General features: G+C 74.1%; 18 protein-coding genes. 10 read left to right on the top strand and 8 right to left on the bottom strand.

The window, feature by feature from the left end; all coding sequences use genetic code 11:
• Positions 1 to 60: 60 nt before the first annotated feature.
• The 5 genes from ACSP97_RS03405 (at position 61) to ACSP97_RS03385 (ending at position 4,473) form a co-directional block, all read left to right on the top strand.
• Positions 61 to 969, top strand: coding sequence for a GNAT family N-acetyltransferase (locus ACSP97_RS03405; RefSeq protein WP_440556283.1), 909 nt, complete (start codon positions 61 to 63; stop codon positions 967 to 969).
• Positions 970 to 1,263: 294 nt separating this feature from the next.
• Positions 1,264 to 1,800, top strand: a complete 537-nt coding sequence (locus tag ACSP97_RS03400) for an EF-hand domain-containing protein (protein ID WP_440556282.1) — start codon at positions 1,264 to 1,266, stop codon at positions 1,798 to 1,800.
• Positions 1,797 to 2,900: an isocitrate/isopropylmalate family dehydrogenase gene (locus ACSP97_RS03395; RefSeq protein WP_440556281.1), complete on the top strand. Its 1,104-nt coding sequence runs from the start codon at positions 1,797 to 1,799 to the stop codon at positions 2,898 to 2,900. Before ACSP97_RS03400 ends, ACSP97_RS03395 begins: the two co-directional genes overlap by 4 nt.
• A 5-nt stretch (positions 2,901 to 2,905) precedes the next feature.
• Positions 2,906 to 3,547 carry a cysteine hydrolase family protein gene (locus ACSP97_RS03390; RefSeq protein WP_440558547.1) on the top strand — a complete coding sequence of 214 codons (642 nt, stop codon included), beginning with the start codon at positions 2,906 to 2,908 and terminating at the stop codon, positions 3,545 to 3,547.
• The gene (locus ACSP97_RS03385; RefSeq protein WP_440556280.1) at positions 3,526 to 4,473 is read left to right on the top strand and encodes a class I SAM-dependent methyltransferase; all 948 of its coding nucleotides are present in this window, start codon (positions 3,526 to 3,528) and stop codon (positions 4,471 to 4,473) included. Before ACSP97_RS03390 ends, ACSP97_RS03385 begins: the two co-directional genes overlap by 22 nt.
• Here the strand turns inward: ACSP97_RS03385 and ACSP97_RS03380 are convergent.
• The 5 genes from ACSP97_RS03380 to ACSP97_RS03360 form a co-directional block, all read right to left on the bottom strand.
• Positions 4,470 to 5,357, bottom strand: a complete 888-nt coding sequence (locus tag ACSP97_RS03380) for a Gfo/Idh/MocA family protein (protein WP_440556279.1) — start codon at positions 5,355 to 5,357, stop codon at positions 4,470 to 4,472. The two genes, ACSP97_RS03385 and ACSP97_RS03380, sit on opposite strands and share 4 nt — an antisense overlap.
• 35 nt (positions 5,358 to 5,392) lie before the next feature.
• On the bottom strand, positions 5,393 to 6,376 hold the full coding sequence (gene tgmB / locus ACSP97_RS03375; RefSeq protein ID WP_355532904.1) for an ATP-grasp ribosomal peptide maturase: 984 nt from the start codon (positions 6,374 to 6,376) through the stop codon (positions 5,393 to 5,395).
• An 18-nt stretch (positions 6,377 to 6,394) separates the two neighbouring features.
• On the bottom strand, positions 6,395 to 6,586 hold the full coding sequence (gene tgmA / locus ACSP97_RS03370) for a putative ATP-grasp-modified RiPP (protein WP_146468184.1): 192 nt from the start codon (positions 6,584 to 6,586) through the stop codon (positions 6,395 to 6,397).
• A 119-nt stretch (positions 6,587 to 6,705) separates the two neighbouring features.
• The gene (locus ACSP97_RS03365; RefSeq protein WP_388290117.1) at positions 6,706 to 7,572 is read right to left on the bottom strand and encodes a fructosamine kinase family protein; all 867 of its coding nucleotides are present in this window, start codon (positions 7,570 to 7,572) and stop codon (positions 6,706 to 6,708) included.
• Between the two features lie 146 nt (positions 7,573 to 7,718).
• A complete protein-coding gene (locus ACSP97_RS03360) occupies positions 7,719 to 8,597 on the bottom strand; it encodes an SCO6745 family protein (RefSeq protein ID WP_391869354.1) in 879 nt (292 codons plus the stop codon).
• Positions 8,598 to 8,873: 276 nt separating this feature from the next.
• Here ACSP97_RS03360 and ACSP97_RS03355 point away from each other — a divergent pair, with 276 nt between their 5' ends.
• Positions 8,874 to 9,566, top strand: a complete 693-nt coding sequence (locus tag ACSP97_RS03355; protein ID WP_440556278.1) for a hypothetical protein — start codon at positions 8,874 to 8,876, stop codon at positions 9,564 to 9,566.
• Positions 9,567 to 9,791: 225 nt separating this feature from the next.
• The gene (locus ACSP97_RS03350; RefSeq protein WP_358677071.1) at positions 9,792 to 10,460 is read left to right on the top strand and encodes a class F sortase; all 669 of its coding nucleotides are present in this window, start codon (positions 9,792 to 9,794) and stop codon (positions 10,458 to 10,460) included.
• On the opposite strand, the gene ACSP97_RS03345 is transcribed toward ACSP97_RS03350, so the two are convergent.
• From ACSP97_RS03345 to ACSP97_RS03335, 3 genes are all read right to left on the bottom strand, one after another.
• Positions 10,461 to 11,648, bottom strand: coding sequence for a GDSL-type esterase/lipase family protein (locus ACSP97_RS03345; RefSeq protein WP_440556277.1), 1,188 nt, complete (start codon positions 11,646 to 11,648; stop codon positions 10,461 to 10,463). It abuts the gene before it with no gap.
• A 17-nt stretch (positions 11,649 to 11,665) separates the two neighbouring features.
• Positions 11,666 to 12,235 carry a TetR/AcrR family transcriptional regulator gene (locus ACSP97_RS03340; RefSeq protein ID WP_355531015.1) on the bottom strand — a complete coding sequence of 190 codons (570 nt, stop codon included), beginning with the start codon at positions 12,233 to 12,235 and terminating at the stop codon, positions 11,666 to 11,668.
• 137 nt (positions 12,236 to 12,372) lie between these two features.
• Complete coding sequence (locus ACSP97_RS03335; RefSeq protein ID WP_440556276.1) at positions 12,373 to 13,818, bottom strand: glyceraldehyde-3-phosphate dehydrogenase; 1,446 nt, start codon at positions 13,816 to 13,818, stop codon at positions 12,373 to 12,375.
• A gap of 216 nt (positions 13,819 to 14,034) precedes the next feature.
• Between ACSP97_RS03335 and ACSP97_RS03330 the strand changes: the two genes are divergently transcribed.
• The 3 genes from ACSP97_RS03330 (at position 14,035) to ACSP97_RS03320 (ending at position 16,658) form a co-directional block, all read left to right on the top strand.
• Positions 14,035 to 15,243, top strand: a complete 1,209-nt coding sequence (locus ACSP97_RS03330; protein WP_391869352.1) for a hypothetical protein — start codon at positions 14,035 to 14,037, stop codon at positions 15,241 to 15,243.
• A gap of 142 nt (positions 15,244 to 15,385) precedes the next feature.
• Positions 15,386 to 15,706: a hypothetical protein gene (locus ACSP97_RS03325; protein WP_355151261.1), complete on the top strand. Its 321-nt coding sequence runs from the start codon at positions 15,386 to 15,388 to the stop codon at positions 15,704 to 15,706.
• A 121-nt stretch (positions 15,707 to 15,827) separates the two neighbouring features.
• Entirely contained in the window at positions 15,828 to 16,658 is an 831-nt protein-coding gene (locus ACSP97_RS03320) for a PP2C family protein-serine/threonine phosphatase (RefSeq protein ID WP_355151263.1), read from the top strand.
• The last annotated feature ends 13 nt before the right edge of the window (positions 16,659 to 16,671 follow it).

The following is a 16,671-nucleotide window of genomic DNA, read 5'->3' as shown; positions in this document are numbered from 1 at the left end:
GTCGCCCGGGTGTGCCAGGCCTGACCGGGAGCGCGCCCCGCATCCCGGAGGAATCCGTTCATGACCGATCTGGTCATCCGCACGCTCGACGCGAGTAGTGCACATCTGTTCGACACCATGCCCGATCCGTTGGCCTTCGCCGAGCGGCACCGGCTGATCGGCTTCCGCCCCGAGTGGCAGCGCATCGCCCTGCGCGACGGCTGCACCGTCGCCCGAGCCGCCTGGTGGGCGCGGCCGGAGGACACCGAGCCGCTGCTGATCAACTGGTTCGACGTCGCCGAGGGCGAGGAGGCGGCCGGGGCCGAACTGCTGCGGACCGCGCCCTGGCACCCCGACGAACTCGAACTCGACCTGCCCACCGGCTGGCGCGACGACCCCCGGCTGCGGGCCGCCGCCGAGACCCGCGCCGCCGCCGCCCGCTCGGCCGGCTACGAACCCCTGGTGGAGCGCTTCCTCTACCGCTGGACCCCGCAGTGCGGCCTGCCCGAACGCCCCGGCCGCCTGGTCTTCACCCCCGAGCCGGACGACGCCGTCTTCCACCACCTCCTGCGCCGCATCCACTCCGTCACCCTCGACGCCCACGCCCGCCGGGCCGTCGCCGAGGGCGGGGTGGAGCGGGCCGCCCAGGAGGAGATGGACTTCTTCCACTGGATGCCCTCGCCCCGCTCCTGGTGGCAGATCGCCCGCACCCGCGCCGGCGAACCGGTCGGCATCCACATCCCCGGCCGCAACCCCGCCGGCCCCTGCGTCGGCTTCATCGGCGTCCTCCCCGAGCACCGCGGCCACGGCTACGCCTACGACCTCCTCGCCGAGTGCACCCATCTCCTCGCCGCGCACGACGCCGAGTTCATCGCCGCCGCCACCGACCGGGGCAACTTCCCGATGGCGGCCCACTTCGCGACGGCCGGCTACCCGGTGGTGCGGGAGCGGGTGAACTTCTGGGCCGACCACGCGGGCGGCGCGGGGTGACACGCTGACCGCGCCGTGACCGGCGGCGAAGCGGGGGAGGGGCCATGGGGGACGACGCCGGCGCTCCGGCGGCCCCGCCCCGGCCCCCGGCTTCGCCACCGGACCGCCGCGTGCCCCAACCCACCGTACTTTCCAGCGTGTTGGGGCTTCATGCCTTCCCGCGGGGAATTCCTCCCTTCGGGGTCAGGTGGTGGTCTTTCCCCGTCCCGGTGCCGGTGGCGAGCCGATAGTGGAGCGGCCACCGGGCCCGGGTCCGGCGGCGTTCTGGTGAACCGCGTGACCGGAGGAAGAACCATGCCCACCAGCGAGGCGAACAACCGTGTCGAACTCGTCTTCTCCCTGTTCGACGCCAACGGCAACGGCGTGCTCGACCCGGGGGACTTCGAGCTGATGGGCAGGCGGGTGGTGGAGGCCGTGCCCGAGGCCGACGACAGCGCGAAGAGCAGGATGCTCCAGGCGTTCCAGGGCTACTGGGACACCCTGCGCACCGAGCTGGACGCCGACGGCGACGGGCAGGTCAGCCCCGAGGAGTTCAACGCCATCGTGCTCGACCCCCAGCGGTTCGACGTCACCGTCGACGAGTTCGCCGAGGCGCTCGCCGCCCTGGGCGACCCGGACGGCGACGGCTACGTCGAACGCCCCCACTTCGTCGCCCTGATGACGGCCATCGGATTCCAACGCCCCAACATCGAGGCCCTGTTCGACGCCTTCGAACCGGTCCACGGCGACCGCATCCCCGTGGTCACCTGGGCCGACGGCATCCGCGACTACTACCGTCCCGAGAAGTCCGGCATCCCCGGCGACCACCTCGTCACGGACGTCACCCGGTGACCGGCGCCCAGCACGCCCCCGTCGTCGGGCTGGCCGTGGGCCGGGGCACGGGACCCGAACTCGCCGACGTCTTCGAGCGGGTGCTCGGCGCGCTGACCGCCGGCCATCCGCACGGCGTGACGGTCGAGCGCTCCCCGCGCCTCTACCACTCCTACGTCTCGCTGCGCGCCGAACGGGACATCGCCCGGATACGCGCGCTGACCGCCGACGACGCCGACCACTACGAGCGGTTCTGCCGCACCCGCGCCGAACAGGGCACCACCGCGGTGTTCCGCACCGCGATCAACGCCCAGTCCCTGTACCTCGTCCGCGAGCGGCTGCGCGCCGTCAAGGTGGACCTGCTCGGCACCCGCGAACGCTCCCTGCTGCTGGTGCGGGACCAGGCCCAGGGCTTCTACACCGGAGGGAACCGGCACACGCCCGGCGAGGTCACCCGCACCATGACCTTCAGCCGGGAGGCCACCGAAGCGGTCGTCGCCTACGCCCTGCGCCGGGCCCGGCAGGAGTGGCCGGACGGGCGGATCGGCCGCGTCGTGATGGCCTACAAGTTCCATCTGCTGGACGGCGCGCTCGACGCCTGGGTGAGCGCCCTCGCGGACCGGCTCGGCGTCGAGATCGGGCTGTTCCAGCCGGACACCGTCAACCGCGACCTGATCACCCACGGCCTGCCCGACCGCACCCTGCTGATCGCCGGGAACGAGTGGGCCGACATCATGCACGTCGTACTGCTGGACCGGTTCGACTCCGAGCGGCAGGAGAACCGCTGCACCGAGAACGTCTTCCTCGACCCCGCGCTTTCGGGCCTGACCGAGTACCAGACGGTGCACGGCTCCGCCGACGACCTCGCCGGACGGGACCTCGTCAACCCGGTGGCCACGATCCGCGCGGCGGCGCTCGTCGCGGAGCGGCACGCCGGACGCACCGGCGCGGTGGCGGCCGTGGAGAAGGCCCTGCGGACCCTCGGCGAACAGGGCGTGTGCACCCCCGACCTCGGCGGACGGCACTCCACCAGTGCCGTGACCGACGCCCTGCTCGCCGCCCTCGACGCGCCCGGGACCGGTGGCACACCGGCGGACGCCGCCCTGGTCGGCGGGCTGTGACCGGCGTGACGGGGGAGGGGACGGCCCTGGTCGTCGTGGACGTGCAGAACGACTTCTGCGCGAGCCCGGCGGCCCTGGCCCGCTTCCCCGGCGACCCCGCCGTGCTGGAGGCGGCCGTCGCCGGCACCGTCCGTGCGGTGGCCGAGGCCCGCGCCCGGAACGTGGAGGTGATCTTCGTACGCTTCATCGGCGACCCCGCGCACCAGGGCCCCGCCTGGCGGCGGCGGGACCACGCCCTCGGCAAACGGCCCAAGTGCCTGGAGGGCTCCTGGGGCGCCGAGTTCCACGCGGTTGCCCCGGCCCCGGGCGAGCGCGTCTTCACCAAACGGGCCCGCTTCGACGCCTTCCTCGGCGACGGCTTCGAGGCCCACCTCACCGCCCGGGGCACCGGCCACCTGGTCCTCGCCGGGCTGTACGCCGACGTGTGCGTGGACACCACCGCCCGCACCGCGTTCCAGAAGGGCTTCCACGTCACCGTGCTGACGGACTGCACCACCTCCCTGCACCTGCCGTACGACGCCGCCTTGCGGTTCATGCGCGTGGTGTACGGCGCCCGGACCACCACCGCGGCGGATCCGGCGGCCTGGACCGCGCCCGCGCCCGCGTATCGGAGCGAGGAGGAGCCGTGCCTGCGGCCGTCGGGGTGACCGCCGGGGTGGCCCGGGGAGTGGGGCGCACCGCCCTGCTGGTGGCCGCGGCCCGCGCCATCGAGACCCACCGTCCCGACGCCCTGGCCCGGGACCCGCTCGCCGAGCACTTCGTGCGGGCCGCCCCGGTCTCGGCCGGCTGGCCGGTCCGCCCGGGGCAGGTGCCCGGCGGGGAGGCCGACCCGCTGTGGGGCCGGCTGGGCCGGTACTTCGCCCTGCGCACCCGCGTCCTGGACGACCATCTGCTCCGCTCGGCGCACCTGGGCGTCCGTCAGGTGGTGCTGCTCGGCGCGGGCCTGGACTCCCGGGCGTACCGGCTCGACTGGCCAGCGGGGTGCACGGTGTACGAGGTGGACACCCCCGAGGTGCTGGCGTTCAAGCAGTCGGTGCTCGACCGCGTCCGGGCGACCCCGTCGGCCGACCGCCGCCCGCTCGCGGCCGACCTGCGGCACGAGTGGACCGGGGCACTGCGGGACGCGGGCTTCGACCCCGGCGCGCCCACCGCCTGGCTCGCCGAGGGGCTGCTGCTCTACCTGCCCGCGGCGGCCGAGCGGCGCCTCGTCGCCGCGGTCGACCGGCTCAGCGCCGCGGGCAGCACCCTGGCCTACGAGATCAAGACGATCGCGGAGTCACCGGAGGTGCGGTCCAGCCCCGTCTACGCCCACGCGCGCCGGCGGGTCGGCATAGACCTGCTCGCCCTCTTCGACGGCGAGCCGCGCCCCGACTCGGCGGGCGAACTCGCGGGCCGGGGCTGGACGGTGACCGTCCGCACCCCCTACGAGTTCACCCGCCGCCACGGCCGCGGCCCGCTGCCGGAACCCCATGACGCCCTGGCCGCCAACCGCTGGATCTTCGCGGCCGCCTCCCGCGCCGGCGAGGGCTCCGCCGGCGCACCGGCAGCGGAGAAGTGTCGGACGGACCCTTAATCGCCTGTGCCCGTCAGACGTGCCTCCGCCCTTGTCAGGATCTCGGTGACCCGGAGGCCGAAGGCCGCGTCGCAGGGGTGCGGGCGGCCCGTGGCGGCGGCGGTCAGGAGGGCGTCGGCGGCCCGGGTGAGCGCGGTGGTCGCGTCCTCCGTGCCGGGCGGCAGGGCGGCCACCCCGGCCTCGCCGCGCAGCTCCACCTCCGCCCCGGCCGCCGCGGGCGGGGCCGTCAGGCTCAGGGTGAGGGTGCTGGACGCCCCGGCGGCATGGTCGAGGACCACGTGCACGGTGTCGCCCTGGCCCTGCCCGGCGGCCACCACCCGGGTGACATCGCCGAGGACCGGCAGCAGCAAGGACAGCGCGTGCGGGCCCACGTCCCACAGCGCGCCCTTCTCCCGCCGCCACGGGGAGGCCGCGAACGGGCTGTCGGTGGTGAACACCGCGCCCAGCCACTGGGCCCGCGCGGTGTACCAGCCCGCGACCGCGGCCTGTTCCTCGATCCAGGCCTCCGGCTCCTTCTGGAACCGCGCGGTGAAGAACACCACCGACGCCACCCGGGCGCGCTCCGCGGCCTCCGCCACCGCCCGCGCGTCGGCGACCGTGAGCGCGAGCGGCTTGTCCAGCAGCAGATGCCGCCCCGCCCGCGCCGCGCGCACCGCCAACGGGGCCTGCACGGACGGCGGCAGGGCGACGGCGACCGCGTCCACATCGGCGAGCAGCGCGTCCACCTCGTCGTACGCCGCGACGTCGTACCGCCGCGCGAGCGCGTCGGCCGCCTCCGGCCTGCGGCCCCACACCCCGGCGAACTCCAGGCCGGGGTGCCCGGCGAGGGCGGGGGCGTACGCCGCCCGGGCCCACGGGCCCGTTCCCAGCAGTCCGATGCGCATATGACGTTCCTTTCGGCGGGCCGCGGCCCGCGTGCTCAAGAACCCGAGAACTGTTCGTCGTTCAGGAGCCCGTCGTCCGGGCTCCCGCTGCCCGCGAGCCAGCCGGCGATGGTGGCGGCGATCGGCTGCCCGGTGTCCATCTCCACGAATCCGAACTGGCCGGACTGGTTGCACTCCAGGAACCACCAGACCCCGTCGGTGTCCTCCGCGAAGTCGAATGCTCCATAGGCCAGTTCGGCGCCCCGCAGATACCGCAGCACCCCCTCGGCGACCGGCGGGGGCACCTCCGCCGGGGCCCACGGCGCGACCGACGGGGCGAACCGGACGTCCACGTCGTCCGGATGTGCGTCCGGGGCGACCGGCTTGCGGGCCGCCAGCAGGGTGCCGCCGACGGCGGTCAGCCGGACGTCGGCCCGCTTGGGCACGCGTCGTTGCAGCAGCGTCGGCCCGTAGGCCACCGCCGTGAAGTCCGTGTCCGGCGCGACCCGGCTGGTCGGCACCGCCCGGGGCGGCTCCTGCGGATGCGCCCCGGAGACCGGCTTGACCACCAGGTCCGGATGGCGGCCCGCGAACTCCCGCGCCGCCTCCGGGAACATGGTGATCAGCGTCTCCGGCACCGGCAGCCCGGCGCGTTGCGCGAGGTGCAGCTGCCAGGGCTTGTACCGGGCGCGGCGGGCGGCGTCCGGATGGTTCATCCAGCGTGCGCCGGTACAGCGGAGCATGCCGTACAGCGCCTGTGCGGACTCCTCGGTCAGCCAGGCGGACGGCTGGGTGGCATGGGCCGCCGCGGTCCCGGGCCTGCGCAGCCAGACGGAGCGCAGGCCGTCCATGTCCACCAGGCGCCCGCCGACGGACAGCTGCCCGTGGCGGGCGCCCCGCCCGTACTCGCCCGACAGCGCCACCCCGTTCGTCAGATCGGCGGGATCGAGCCGGACGACGGGCACGCCGGCCTCGCCGAGCCGGAGGACCACCATGTCCGCCGTCACGTCCTCTTCACTGGTCAGGATGAGCACGGTCATCGTCTGCGGGTCCGCGGCTCAGTCGTCGAAGTGCGTCTTGGAACCGGCGGTCGAGGTCGTGGTTCCCAGGGCGCGCAAGGTCGCGTGGTCGGTCGCGGCGATCCGCCCGTCCGGGAGGACGTTCAACTGCAGTCCGGAGTCGTACGCGTACGGAACGGTGACATCCAACTGCACAGCCGGGCGCGCGTAGTTGAGCGTGAACGGTTGCATGGTCTCTCCCTGGTTCGGCTTTCACGTCCTTATACGAATCGAACGGGTGAATGGTTTCCTTACGCTGCGTGACGGCGGCACGGAGGGAGGCGTTCCACCAGTCCGGCGTGCGCCGGTGTTCACGCCGTGAGCGCCCCGCGCGCCACCGCCAGCGCTTGCTCCGCGTATCCGCGTCCGAACAGCACCGCGTGCACCAGGAGCGGGAACAACTGGTGCACCCCGACGCGGGCGCGCCAGCCGTCGGCGAGCGGCGCCGCCTCCTCGTACCCCGCCAGGATCCGGTCCAGATGGGGGCAGCCGAAGAGCTGGAGCATCGCCAGATCGGTCTCCCGGTGCCCGCCGTGCGCGGCCGGGTCGATGAGCCGTACCTCGCCGTCCGCGCCCCACAGCACATTGCCGCTCCACAGGTCGCCGTGCAGCCGGGCGGGCGGCTCCGCGGGCCCCGCCAGCTCCGGCAGCCGGGCGCAGAGCCGCTCGAACACCGCCGCCTCGCCCGGCCGCAGCGTCCCCCGCTCGATCGCGACGCGCACATACGGCAGCACGCGCTGCTCGGCGTACCAGCCGCTCCACTCGGCGCCGGGAACGTTGCGCATGGGGGCGAGCCCGATGTACGCGTCCGCGGGGCCACCGGGCGGTGCCGCCCCGAAACCGGGCGCGCCCGCCGCGTGCAGGGCGGCCAGCGCCTGACCGAAACGGAACGCCGCCTCCGCGTCCGGCCGGCCGGTCGCCACCCGCTCGGTCACCAGCCAGCGCTCGTCGCAGCCGAGCACCGCGGGCAGCCGCACCGCCCCCGCCGCGGCCAGCCAGCGCAGCCCCGCCGCCTCGGCGCGCACCGCCCCGGGGGCGTCGGCGCGCTTGACCACCACCGGTGTCCCGTCGTCCAGCCGCACCTCGGCGGGCGAGGCGGACACCGCACACGTGCCGCTGACCGCGCGCCCGGTGAGCCGGGCCGCGGCCTGTCCAGGATCCTCGTCTCGCGTGACCACGGCTTCAGAGTACGGCTCGCAACACCTGGCCAGGAGAGGGTACTTCGACCGTTGATACGACACTTTTCGGCCGATCGGTGGCGGTCGCCGGCCCGCCCCGGCGGCACGAGTGCGCCGAAGGGTCACACGAGGCGCGGGCCGTACCGTCAGTCGCCGGCCGGCGGCCTACGCGGCGTCAGGCCCACCGGGTTGCCCGGCGGCAGCAGACCCGCCTTCTCCACCGCGTCGGCCAGCGGATCCAGCAGGGCGGCCAGGCGCGCGGTGCGGTCCGGGCCGAGCGCGGCCCACGGGCCCTCGGCCGCCGCGTCGGTCAGCGCCTCGACCTCCGCGCGCGCCGCCGCCCCGGCCGCGGTGAGCGAACCGTCCGCCGCGAGCAGCCCCCGGGCGCGCAGCCGGTCCCCGGCCGCCGCCCAGTCGCTCTGCTCCCACTTGCGCGTCTCCCGCAGGAGGGCCCCGTCCGACTCGCCGGCGGCCGCCTTGAGCAGCATGGCCTCGACCGGTCCGAGCCGCCGGCTCACCAGCGCCGCGACGTGCCCGTCGCCCCGGTGCTCGCGCAGGGTCGTCACCGCCTGCCACAACCGGGCCGTGGGCCGCTCCGGGCGATCCAGCGCCTGGTTGGCGGCGGCCAGCACCCGGCCCGCGGTGTCCGCGGCCGACGCGGCCGCCCAGGCGAGGTCGGCGGCCTCCGCGAACCAGGCGGAGCCGGTGACGTCCGCCCCGAACAGCTCGGTCATCGCCGCGTCCATGGCGTCCGCGCGGGCCGCCAGCACCTTCGCGGGCGCCGCGTACGTCCACGCGTCCGGCAGCGCCCGGGCCACGCGGGCGGGGTGGAAGATGTAGAAACCGCTGGTCACGACGGCGGGGGAGACCTCGCCGAGCGGGGCCGCGCGCAGCGCGAAGTAGCCCATCCAGAACCCGCGCATCCCGAGCGCGTCCGCCGCGCGGCGGGCCTGCGGCGCGAAGTACACGAGATCGTGCACCGGCTCGTAGCGCTGCCACAGGGCCCGCGCCGTCGTGTCCACCACTGCCGCCTCCCACCGCGTGTCGTGCCGTCCGGCACCAGAGTGCGCTATGACGGCTGTCATAACAAGAGGGGTGGCTGATTCCCCGTGGCCGCCGGGACGGGGCCGTACGGGGGGTCGCGGGGCGGGTGCACTGGGGCAGACGGGTGGGCCGGGTGACCCGGCTGGGCGGCCCGGATGGTGGGAGCCGGTGCCCTCACTGACGGTGGTTCATGTCGAGACCGGGTCCACCGAGCTGATGAGGTATCCGCTGCCCGGTCCCGGCGGAAGGACAACACGATGCGTTCTGCCCGTACCCTCCTGGCCACGGCAGCCGCCGCGGCCGCCCTCGCCTTCGCCACGCCCGGCGCCGCGTTCGCGGTCCCGGCGGGGCACGACTCGGGCGGTGGGGACTCCTCCTCGCACAGCAGTGACTCCGGCGGCGACCGCGGCAAGGGTTCCGACCGGGAACAAGACAACGGCAGCGGCGGCGGCGACGAGCGCGGACACGACCGGCCCCGCGGCGGAATGCACACGGGTGGCGGAGCGCTCGCCACCGTGCTGCGCGGCGACAGCTGGGCGTCCGGCACCGGCGAGAGCAAGTTCAACCCCGAGACCTACCGGGAGGACAAGGGCGGCGACGACGAGGGCGGCAGCGGCGGCCGGGGCAAGGGCGGCGGCGACGACGAAGGCGGCAGCAGCGGCCGGAGCAACGGCGGCGGCGACGAGGGCGGCAGCGGCGGCCGGGGCAAGGGCGGCGGCGACGACGAGGGCGGCAGCGGCGGTCGCGGCAAGGGCGGCGGCGACGAGGGCGGCGACGACTGGGGCGGCGGCTCCGGCAGCGGCCGCGACAAGCCGCGCGGCGGCATGCACACCGGCGGTGGGGCGCTCGCCGATCCCGGTGTCACCACGGGTGGCCTGGCGGTGCTCGGCGTGGCCGCGGCGGGCGTGTACGCGCTGCGCCGCAAGAAGGCCGGCCAGCCGGCCTCCTGACCACCCGCCCGCCCCGGAAGAACGCGGACGCCGCCGGCCGAGGGAGTGCCGGCGGCCCGTGCGGGGCGGGACCCGGGTGCCCGGCGCCCGCGCGGGCCGCCCGCCGCGCTTCGACGCCGTGTCCGCCGCGGTCCCCGTGCCCCGGCCCCGCGGGCCGTCCGCCGCCCCGGCGCCCGGCCCCGCTTCGATCCCCGTGCTGCCCTGCCCGAGTTGAGGTGGTGTCCGATGGTGGCAGAACCGTCCTCCTCCCCGTCCGGCGAACCGGGGGCGGACCCGGGAGCCGCCGGCCGCGGTGGGCGGCTGGTGCTGTGGGGGGTGGCGATCCTCTTCCTGGCCGTCAGCGTGTTCGGCGGTCATCACGGAACGCTCCCCGCACCGCGGGCGACCCCGGCCTCGGGCGCCAGCTCCACCGGCCGGTCCGACCCCCGGGTCGGCGCCGCGCTGCCCCGCTCCGCGCCGACCCGCCTGCTCATCCCGAAGATCGGGGTCGACGCCCCGTTCACCCAGCTGTCGCTCGCGGCCACGGGCCAGCTGGAACCGCCGCCCGCGGCCGACACCAATCTCGTCGGGTGGTACGCCAAGGGCGCGGCTCCCGGGGAGAAGGGCACGGCGATCATCGCCGGGCACGTGGACACCAAGATCTCCGCGGCCGTCTTCGTCGATCTCGACCGGCTGACGGCCGGCGACCGGTTCTCCGTGGAGCGCGCCGACGGCCGGACCGCGAACTTCGTGGTGGACAGCGCCGAGACCTTCGCCAAGGACGACTTCCCCAGCGAACGGGTCTACGCCGACGCCGCCCGCCCCGAGGCCCGCCTCATCACCTGCGCCGGCGACTACGACCACACGGTGAAGGACTACACCGACAACCTGGTGGTCTTCGCCCACCTCGTGTGATCAGCCCCGGTCGGCCGCGAAGGGCCCGCCCGCGCCGAACACCCGCGCCGCGAACCGCTCGCCGATCCGGCGGTGCGCGGCGGCGTCCGGGTGCAGGCCGTCGGGCAGCGGCAGCTCGGCGAAGTCGGCCTCGCCGTACAGCTCACGGCCGTCGAGGTGGAACAGCAGGCCGTCCTCGGCCGCCCGCTCGCGCACGATCCGGGCCAGCTCCGCCCGGACGACGGCGAGCGTCAGCTTCCCGGCCGCCGTCTCCGCCGGGTCTCCGGCCGCCCGGAACCCGAGCCGGCCCTCGCCGAGCGCGGCGAGGTCCCAGGCGGTGGGGCCGGGCGTGTCCTCGTGGATCGGGCACAGGATCGGCGAGACGACGAGCAGCGGGGTGTCGGGGTGCCCCTCGCGGATGGTGTCCAGGAAGCCGTGCACCGCCGGGCCGAAGGCGCGCAGCCGCATCAGGTCGGAGTTGACGACGTTGATGCCGAGCTTGACGCTGATCAGGTCGGCCGGGGTGTCGCGCAGCGCGCGGGCGGTGAAGGGGTCGAGCAGCGCACTGCCGCCGAGGCCCAGGTTGATCAGCTCCGCGCCGCCGAGGGCGGCGGCGAGCGCCGGCCAGGTGGTGGTGGGGCTCGCGGCGTCGGAACCGTGGCTGATCGAGCTGCCGTGGTGCAGCCAGACCCTGCGGCCCCGGTCCGGTACCGGCTCCACCGGCGCGTCGGTGCGCAGCGCGACCAGTTCGGTGGTCTCGTTGTGCGGCAGCCAGATCTCCACGTCCTTCGGCGCGTTCGGCAACCCGGTGAAGCGTACGGTGCCGACCGGGCCCGGCGTGTAGTCGGTGCTCCCGGTGGCCAGGTCGATGGTGAGGGTGTCGCCGCCGTCGGCCCGGCCGCTGCCCGCCGGGTGGCCGTCGACCAGCAGGTCGTACACCCCGTCGGGGCGCGGGGGAGCGCCGGTGTAGACCCGCTTGGTGGGCAGCGTGTCCAGCTCGACCGTGGTGGCGCGGGTGCGGAACACCAGTCGTACGCCGGAGGGCTGGGACTCCGCCAGGGCCAGCTGCGGGTCGGCGCACTGGGCGCGGGCCCGGGCCGGCAGCCGGTGCGGCAGCAGCCCCCGCTCGGTGCGTTCCAGGTCGAGGGCGCCGCGTATCAGGTCGGCGGTGAGTGGGGTGGTGTGCATCATCCGGGTCTGCTTTTCCATGGGTTCGGGGGCGCGGCTCAGCGAGCCGGCCAGTTGCGCAGCAGGGAGTCCAGCGCCTCCACGATCCGGGTCCAGGACTCCTGCGAGTCGGGCGCGCTGTGGCTGAAGCCGCCGGCCGCCTCCAGGCTGACGTAGCCGTGGAACACGCTGCCCAGCAGCCGTACCGCGTGGGTCTGGTCGGGTTCGGTCAGGTCGTAGCCGCGCAGGATCGCCCGCATCAGCTGGGCGTGCCGGACCCCCGCGCTGGCGGCGGCCGTCTCGTGGTCCAGCGGATACCGGGCCGCCGTGTAGCGGCCGGGGTGGGCGAGGGCGTAGTCGCGGTAGACGTCGGCGAAGGCGACGAGCGCGTCCTTGCCGGCCCGTCCGGCGAGCGCCTCGGCGGCGCGGTCGGCCAGCTCCGCCAGGGCGAGCAGCGCGATCCGCGTCTTCAGGTCCTGGGAGCTCTTCAGGTGCGAGTACAGGCTCGCCGTCTTGACGTCGAACCGGCGGGCCAGCGCCGACACCGTCACCTGGTCGAAGCCCACCTCGTCGGCCAGCTCCGCGCCGGCGCGGACCAGCCGCTCGGTGGTCAGTCCGGCACGCACCATCAGATTCCTCCCTGTTTCCGAAAGAGATTATGCGGCTTCCTAAAGCCTTTAGGCAAATTCCGGTACCGTCATGGAGAACGCGAACGGCCGCCGACCGGAACTCCGGTCGGCGGCCGCTGGGAGCCGTGGGCCAGGCGTCAGACCGCCGTGGCCGGGTACGTCGGGTACTCCACGCCCGACACGTACTGCACGACCCGGACCACCTGGCACGAGTAGCCGAACTCGTTGTCGTACCACAGGTAGAGGATCGCGTTGTCCCCGTCGACCTTTAGTGCGCCGGCGTCCACGATCGAGGCGTGGCGCGAGCCGATGAAGTCGCTGGAGACCGCGTCCGGCGCCGTGGTGAAGTCGATCTGGCGCTTGAGCGGCGAGGTCAGCGACACCTCGCGCAGGTAGTCGTGGACCTCCTCGCGGGTGGTCTCGCGGGACAGCTGGAGGTTGAGGATCGCGATGGAGACGTCCGGCACCGGGACGCGGATCGAGCTGCCGGAGATCTTCGCCTTGAGGTCGGGCAGCGCCTTCGCCACGGCGGAGGCGGCACCGGTCTCGGTGATCACCATGTTGAGCGGCGCGGAGCGGCCACGGCGCTCGGCCTTGTGGTAATTGTCCAGCAGGTTCTGGTCATTGGTGAACGAGTGCACCGTCTCCACGTGCCCGCGCAGCACGCCGTACTCGTCGTCCATGGCCTTCAGCGGCGGGACGATCGCGTTGGTGGTGCAGGAGGCGCAGGACAGGATCTGCTCGTCCGGCTTGATCGTGTCGTGGTTGACGCCGTGCACGATGTTCGGGACGTCGCCCTTGCCGGGCGCGGTCAGTACGACCTTGTCGATGCCCGGGCGCAGGTGCTTGGACAGGCCCTCGCGGTCGCGCCACTTGCCCGTGTTGTCGATGAGGATGGCGTCCCGGATGCCGTACTGCGTGTAGTCCACGGACGAGGGGTCGTCGGCGTAGATCACCTTGATGGCGTTGCCGTTGGCGACGATCGTGCTGCTGTCCTCGTCCACCGTGATGGTGCCCTGGAACTGGCCGTGGATGGAGTCGCGGCGCAGCAGCGAGGCGCGCTTGACGATGTCCTGGGCGCCGCCGCCGCGCACCACGACGGCCCGCAGGCGCAGCCCGTTGCCGGAGCCGGCCTTCTCGATCAGCAGGCGGGCGACGAGCCGGCCGATGCGACCGAAGCCGTAGAGCACGACATCGCGCGGCTCACGCCGGTCGATCTTGTTGGCGCCGGTGGCCCCGGCGACCGCCTCCGCGGTGAACTCCTCGACGCTCAGGCCGCGTTCGTCGGCCTTGTACGTCGTGGCGAGCATGCCGAGATCGATCTGGGAGGGCCCGAGATCCAGGGTGGTCAGGGCCTTGAGGAAGGGCATGGTCTCGGTGACGGACAGCTCCGCGCCGGCGATCTGCCGGGCGAAGCGGTGCGTCTTGAGGATGCTGACCACCGACTTGTTCACCAGGGAGCGGCTGTGCAGCAGGACGGTGACGTCCCGCTCGCGGTGCAGCTTCCCGATGAGCGGGATCATCGACTCCGCGATCTCCTCGCGGTTCTTCCAGTTGGTGAACGAGTCGTCGTTGACAGTCACAACATCTATCTTTCGAGCTAGGCAGCGCTCATATGGTAATCACACCCTACTGGGGGCCCCGGACGGGCCCGCACGGGGGTGGCCGAAGCGGCGACGACCTGCGGGAGTAAGGGATTTACACCCATTGCTTGCCTAATTCCTGATTCAGGGTGGAAGTGCGTAAGAAACCCGAGTCGTGAATTGCACGTCTTACCCGGCGTGCCCAAGGTCAGCAGAGTGAGCACCTCCTCCGTTCCCCGGCCCGAACCGGCCGCGCCGTCCCACCTCGCCGGCCCCTTCGACCTGCCCCGGATCGCCCGGCGCGGGACCCCGGAGGGGGCGGTGCCGGCCCTCGCCCTGTTCGCGGCCGTCCGGCTCACCGGGATCCTCGCGGTGGTCCTGACCAACGCCCTGCGCGGGCGCCCGCTGCTGAGGACGCTGGCCCACTCCTGGGACTCGCGCTGGTACCTGCACATCGCCGCCGAGGGGTACGGCCACAAGATCTGGCTCACCTCGCAGGGCGCCGTCCAGACCGACTGGGCGTTCTTCCCGCTCTACCCGGCGCTGATCAGGGCGCTCGGCACCGTCCTGCCGCTCACCCCCGGCCAGGCCGCGCTGCTCGTCGCCTGGCTCGCGGCCGGGGTGGCCGCGTACGGCGTCTACGCCGTCGGCCACCTGCTCTACGGCCGGGGCGTCGCCACCGCGCTGGTCGGCCTGTGGGCCGTCATGCCGCACGCCGTCGAACTGACCATCGCCTACACCGAGTCGCTGTTCGCGGCACTCGCCGTCTGGTCGCTGTACTGCGTGCTCAAGGGCCGCTGGCTGTGGGCCGGGGCACTGGCCGCGCTCGCCGGCCTCGCCCGGCCCAGCGGCTTCGCGGTGGCCGGTGCCGTGGTGCTCGCCGCCGGGTACGAGGCGTGGCGCCGGCGCGGCCGGGTGACCTGGCGCCTGTGGGCCGGCGCCGTCCTCGCCCCGCTGGGCTTCCTCGGCTATGTGCTGTGGGTGGGCACCCAGGTCGGCGATCTGTTCGGCGGCTACGTCACGGTGCAGAGCGCCTGGGCCTCCCGCTTCGACTTCGGCGTCGGCTCGGCCCGCTTCGTCAAGGCGCTGCTGCTGCACGGCGGCGGTGTCGTCTACACCGTCGCCCTGCTCGTCGTCGCGGCCGGGGTGCTGCTGTTCGCACTGCTGTGCCTGGACCGCGCCCCGCTGGTGCTGGTGGCCTTCGCCGGGATCCTGATCCTGCTCGTGGTGGCGAGCTCCGGCTCCTTCTCCTCCAAGCCGCGCTTCCTGCTGCCCGCCTTCCCCCTCCTCGTCCCCATGGCCCGCGCCCTCGCCCGGACCTGGCGGGTGCGCCCCGCCCAGGCGGTGCTCGTCTACGGCGCCCTGACCCTGGTGTCCCTGACGTTCGGCGCCTATGTGACGGCGGTGGCGCACTCCCCGCTGTGAACCGGTGACGCCGGTGACCTCGGTGACCTCGGTGACGCCGGTGACGTGGGTGAGGAGTCCGTGAGGAGCCGGCCCGGACGGAACCGCCGTGCGAAGGGCGGGAAACGGGGTAGTCGAGCAGACGCCCGAGGAAAGGACCGTCATGACGACCTACCTGATCAGCGTCCCCGGCACGTTCACCACCGGGATCGGGGCGGACACCCGCACCCGCCTGACCAGGGCACTGCGCCCGGCCGACCCGCACGGCACCAGGATGGGCAGCAGCGAGGACCTGGACGTGCTCAACGTCAACGAGGACAACACCTTCACCCTCCGGCTGTCCGTCGAGGCCGACACCGGCCCGCACGCCGAGGAGGAGGCCCGCCGGCTCGCGGACTCCGCGCTGCGCGGCGCCGGCCTGGACGAGAGCAGCGCACCACTGGGGCCCGCGGTGATCACCGGCATCGACTCGGACGCCGACTGAGGCGGTCCCGGCCGATCCCTCCGGCGCGCGCCGAGTTCGTGTGATTTGAGTAAAATTTAGGCGTTTGGCCGATATCCAAGGAGGGCGTCCGCCGAGGTCACCTCCCGCCGGAAGTGAGTCGATGCCCCGCAAGCGCTCCACCGACGACGGCGACGAGCTGCTGGCCAGGCTCGGTTCGCTCACCGCCCAGGCGCGCGAGCGCGCGGAACTCCAGCGCACCCAGGTCGAACTGGCCATCGCCCTCCAGCGGGGGATGCTGCCCCGGGACCTGCCGAGCGCCCCCGGGCTGCACCTCGCGGTCCGGTACGCGCCCGCCTGCCACGGCCTCAACGTGGGCGGCGACTGGTACGACGCCTTCCCGCTGCCCGACGGGCGGATCGGGCTGTCCATCGGTGACGTGCAGGGGCACAACATCGAGGCCGCCGCCTTCATGGGCCAGGTCCGCGCCGGGCTGCGTGCCCTCGCGTTCGCCACCGGCGAGCCGGGAGAGCTGCTCGCCCGCACCAATGACCTGCTCCTCTCCCTCGGCAGCGAACTCTTCGCCACCTGCACCTTCGTGCGGGTCGATCCCGCCACGGGGGTGCTGGAGAGTGCCCGGGCCGGGCACATCCCCTTCGTGTGGGCCACGGCGGACGGAAAGTCCGGCGTCGTCGACGACGAGGGCGGGCCGCCGCTCGGCATCCAGCGGGGCGTGGAGTACCCGGTGGCCCGGCACCGGCTGACCACGGGCGGGCTGTGCGTGCTGCTCACCGACGGTGTGGTGGAGGGGCCCTCCCTGGCCGTCGAGGACGGCCTCGACCAGGTGGTGCGTCTCGCGGGCATAGCCGCGGTCGCCGGTCTGGAGAGCCAGGCGCTGGCCGCCGCCGTGATCAAGGGCGCCGAAAGCGTGGGGCACGAGGACGACGCCGCCGTACTCGTCGTGGGCCTCGACGGGCCAGGACCGCGGCTGTGACGACGTCCCGGAC

Source organism: Streptomyces sp. SCPE 10, from assembly GCF_051980735.1.
GTDB classification, from domain to species: domain Bacteria; phylum Actinomycetota; class Actinomycetes; order Streptomycetales; family Streptomycetaceae; genus Streptomyces; species Streptomyces misionensis.
This window is presented reverse-complemented; position numbering and strand designations above follow the sequence as displayed.

Excerpts from the sequence above, each read along its gene's own strand:
- ACSP97_RS03405 (WP_440556283.1), top strand. The coding sequence starts at position 61 with ATGACCGATCTGGTCATCCGCACGCTCGACGCGAGTAGTGCACATCTG.
- ACSP97_RS03355 (WP_440556278.1), top strand. The coding sequence starts at position 8,874 with ATGCGTTCTGCCCGTACCCTCCTGGCCACGGCAGCCGCCGCGGCCGCC.
- ACSP97_RS03380 (WP_440556279.1), bottom strand. The coding sequence starts at position 5,357 with ATGCGCATCGGACTGCTGGGAACGGGCCCGTGGGCCCGGGCGGCGTAC.
- ACSP97_RS03400 (WP_440556282.1), top strand. The coding sequence starts at position 1,264 with ATGCCCACCAGCGAGGCGAACAACCGTGTCGAACTCGTCTTCTCCCTG.
- ACSP97_RS03345 (WP_440556277.1), bottom strand. The coding sequence starts at position 11,648 with ATGGAAAAGCAGACCCGGATGATGCACACCACCCCACTCACCGCCGAC.
- ACSP97_RS03340 (WP_355531015.1), bottom strand. The coding sequence starts at position 12,235 with ATGGTGCGTGCCGGACTGACCACCGAGCGGCTGGTCCGCGCCGGCGCG.
- ACSP97_RS03325 (WP_355151261.1), top strand. The coding sequence starts at position 15,386 with ATGACGACCTACCTGATCAGCGTCCCCGGCACGTTCACCACCGGGATC.
- tgmB (WP_355532904.1), bottom strand. The coding sequence starts at position 6,376 with ATGACCGTGCTCATCCTGACCAGTGAAGAGGACGTGACGGCGGACATG.
- ACSP97_RS03350 (WP_358677071.1), top strand. The coding sequence starts at position 9,792 with ATGGTGGCAGAACCGTCCTCCTCCCCGTCCGGCGAACCGGGGGCGGAC.
- ACSP97_RS03320 (WP_355151263.1), top strand. The coding sequence starts at position 15,828 with ATGCCCCGCAAGCGCTCCACCGACGACGGCGACGAGCTGCTGGCCAGG.
- tgmA (WP_146468184.1), bottom strand. The coding sequence starts at position 6,586 with ATGCAACCGTTCACGCTCAACTACGCGCGCCCGGCTGTGCAGTTGGAT.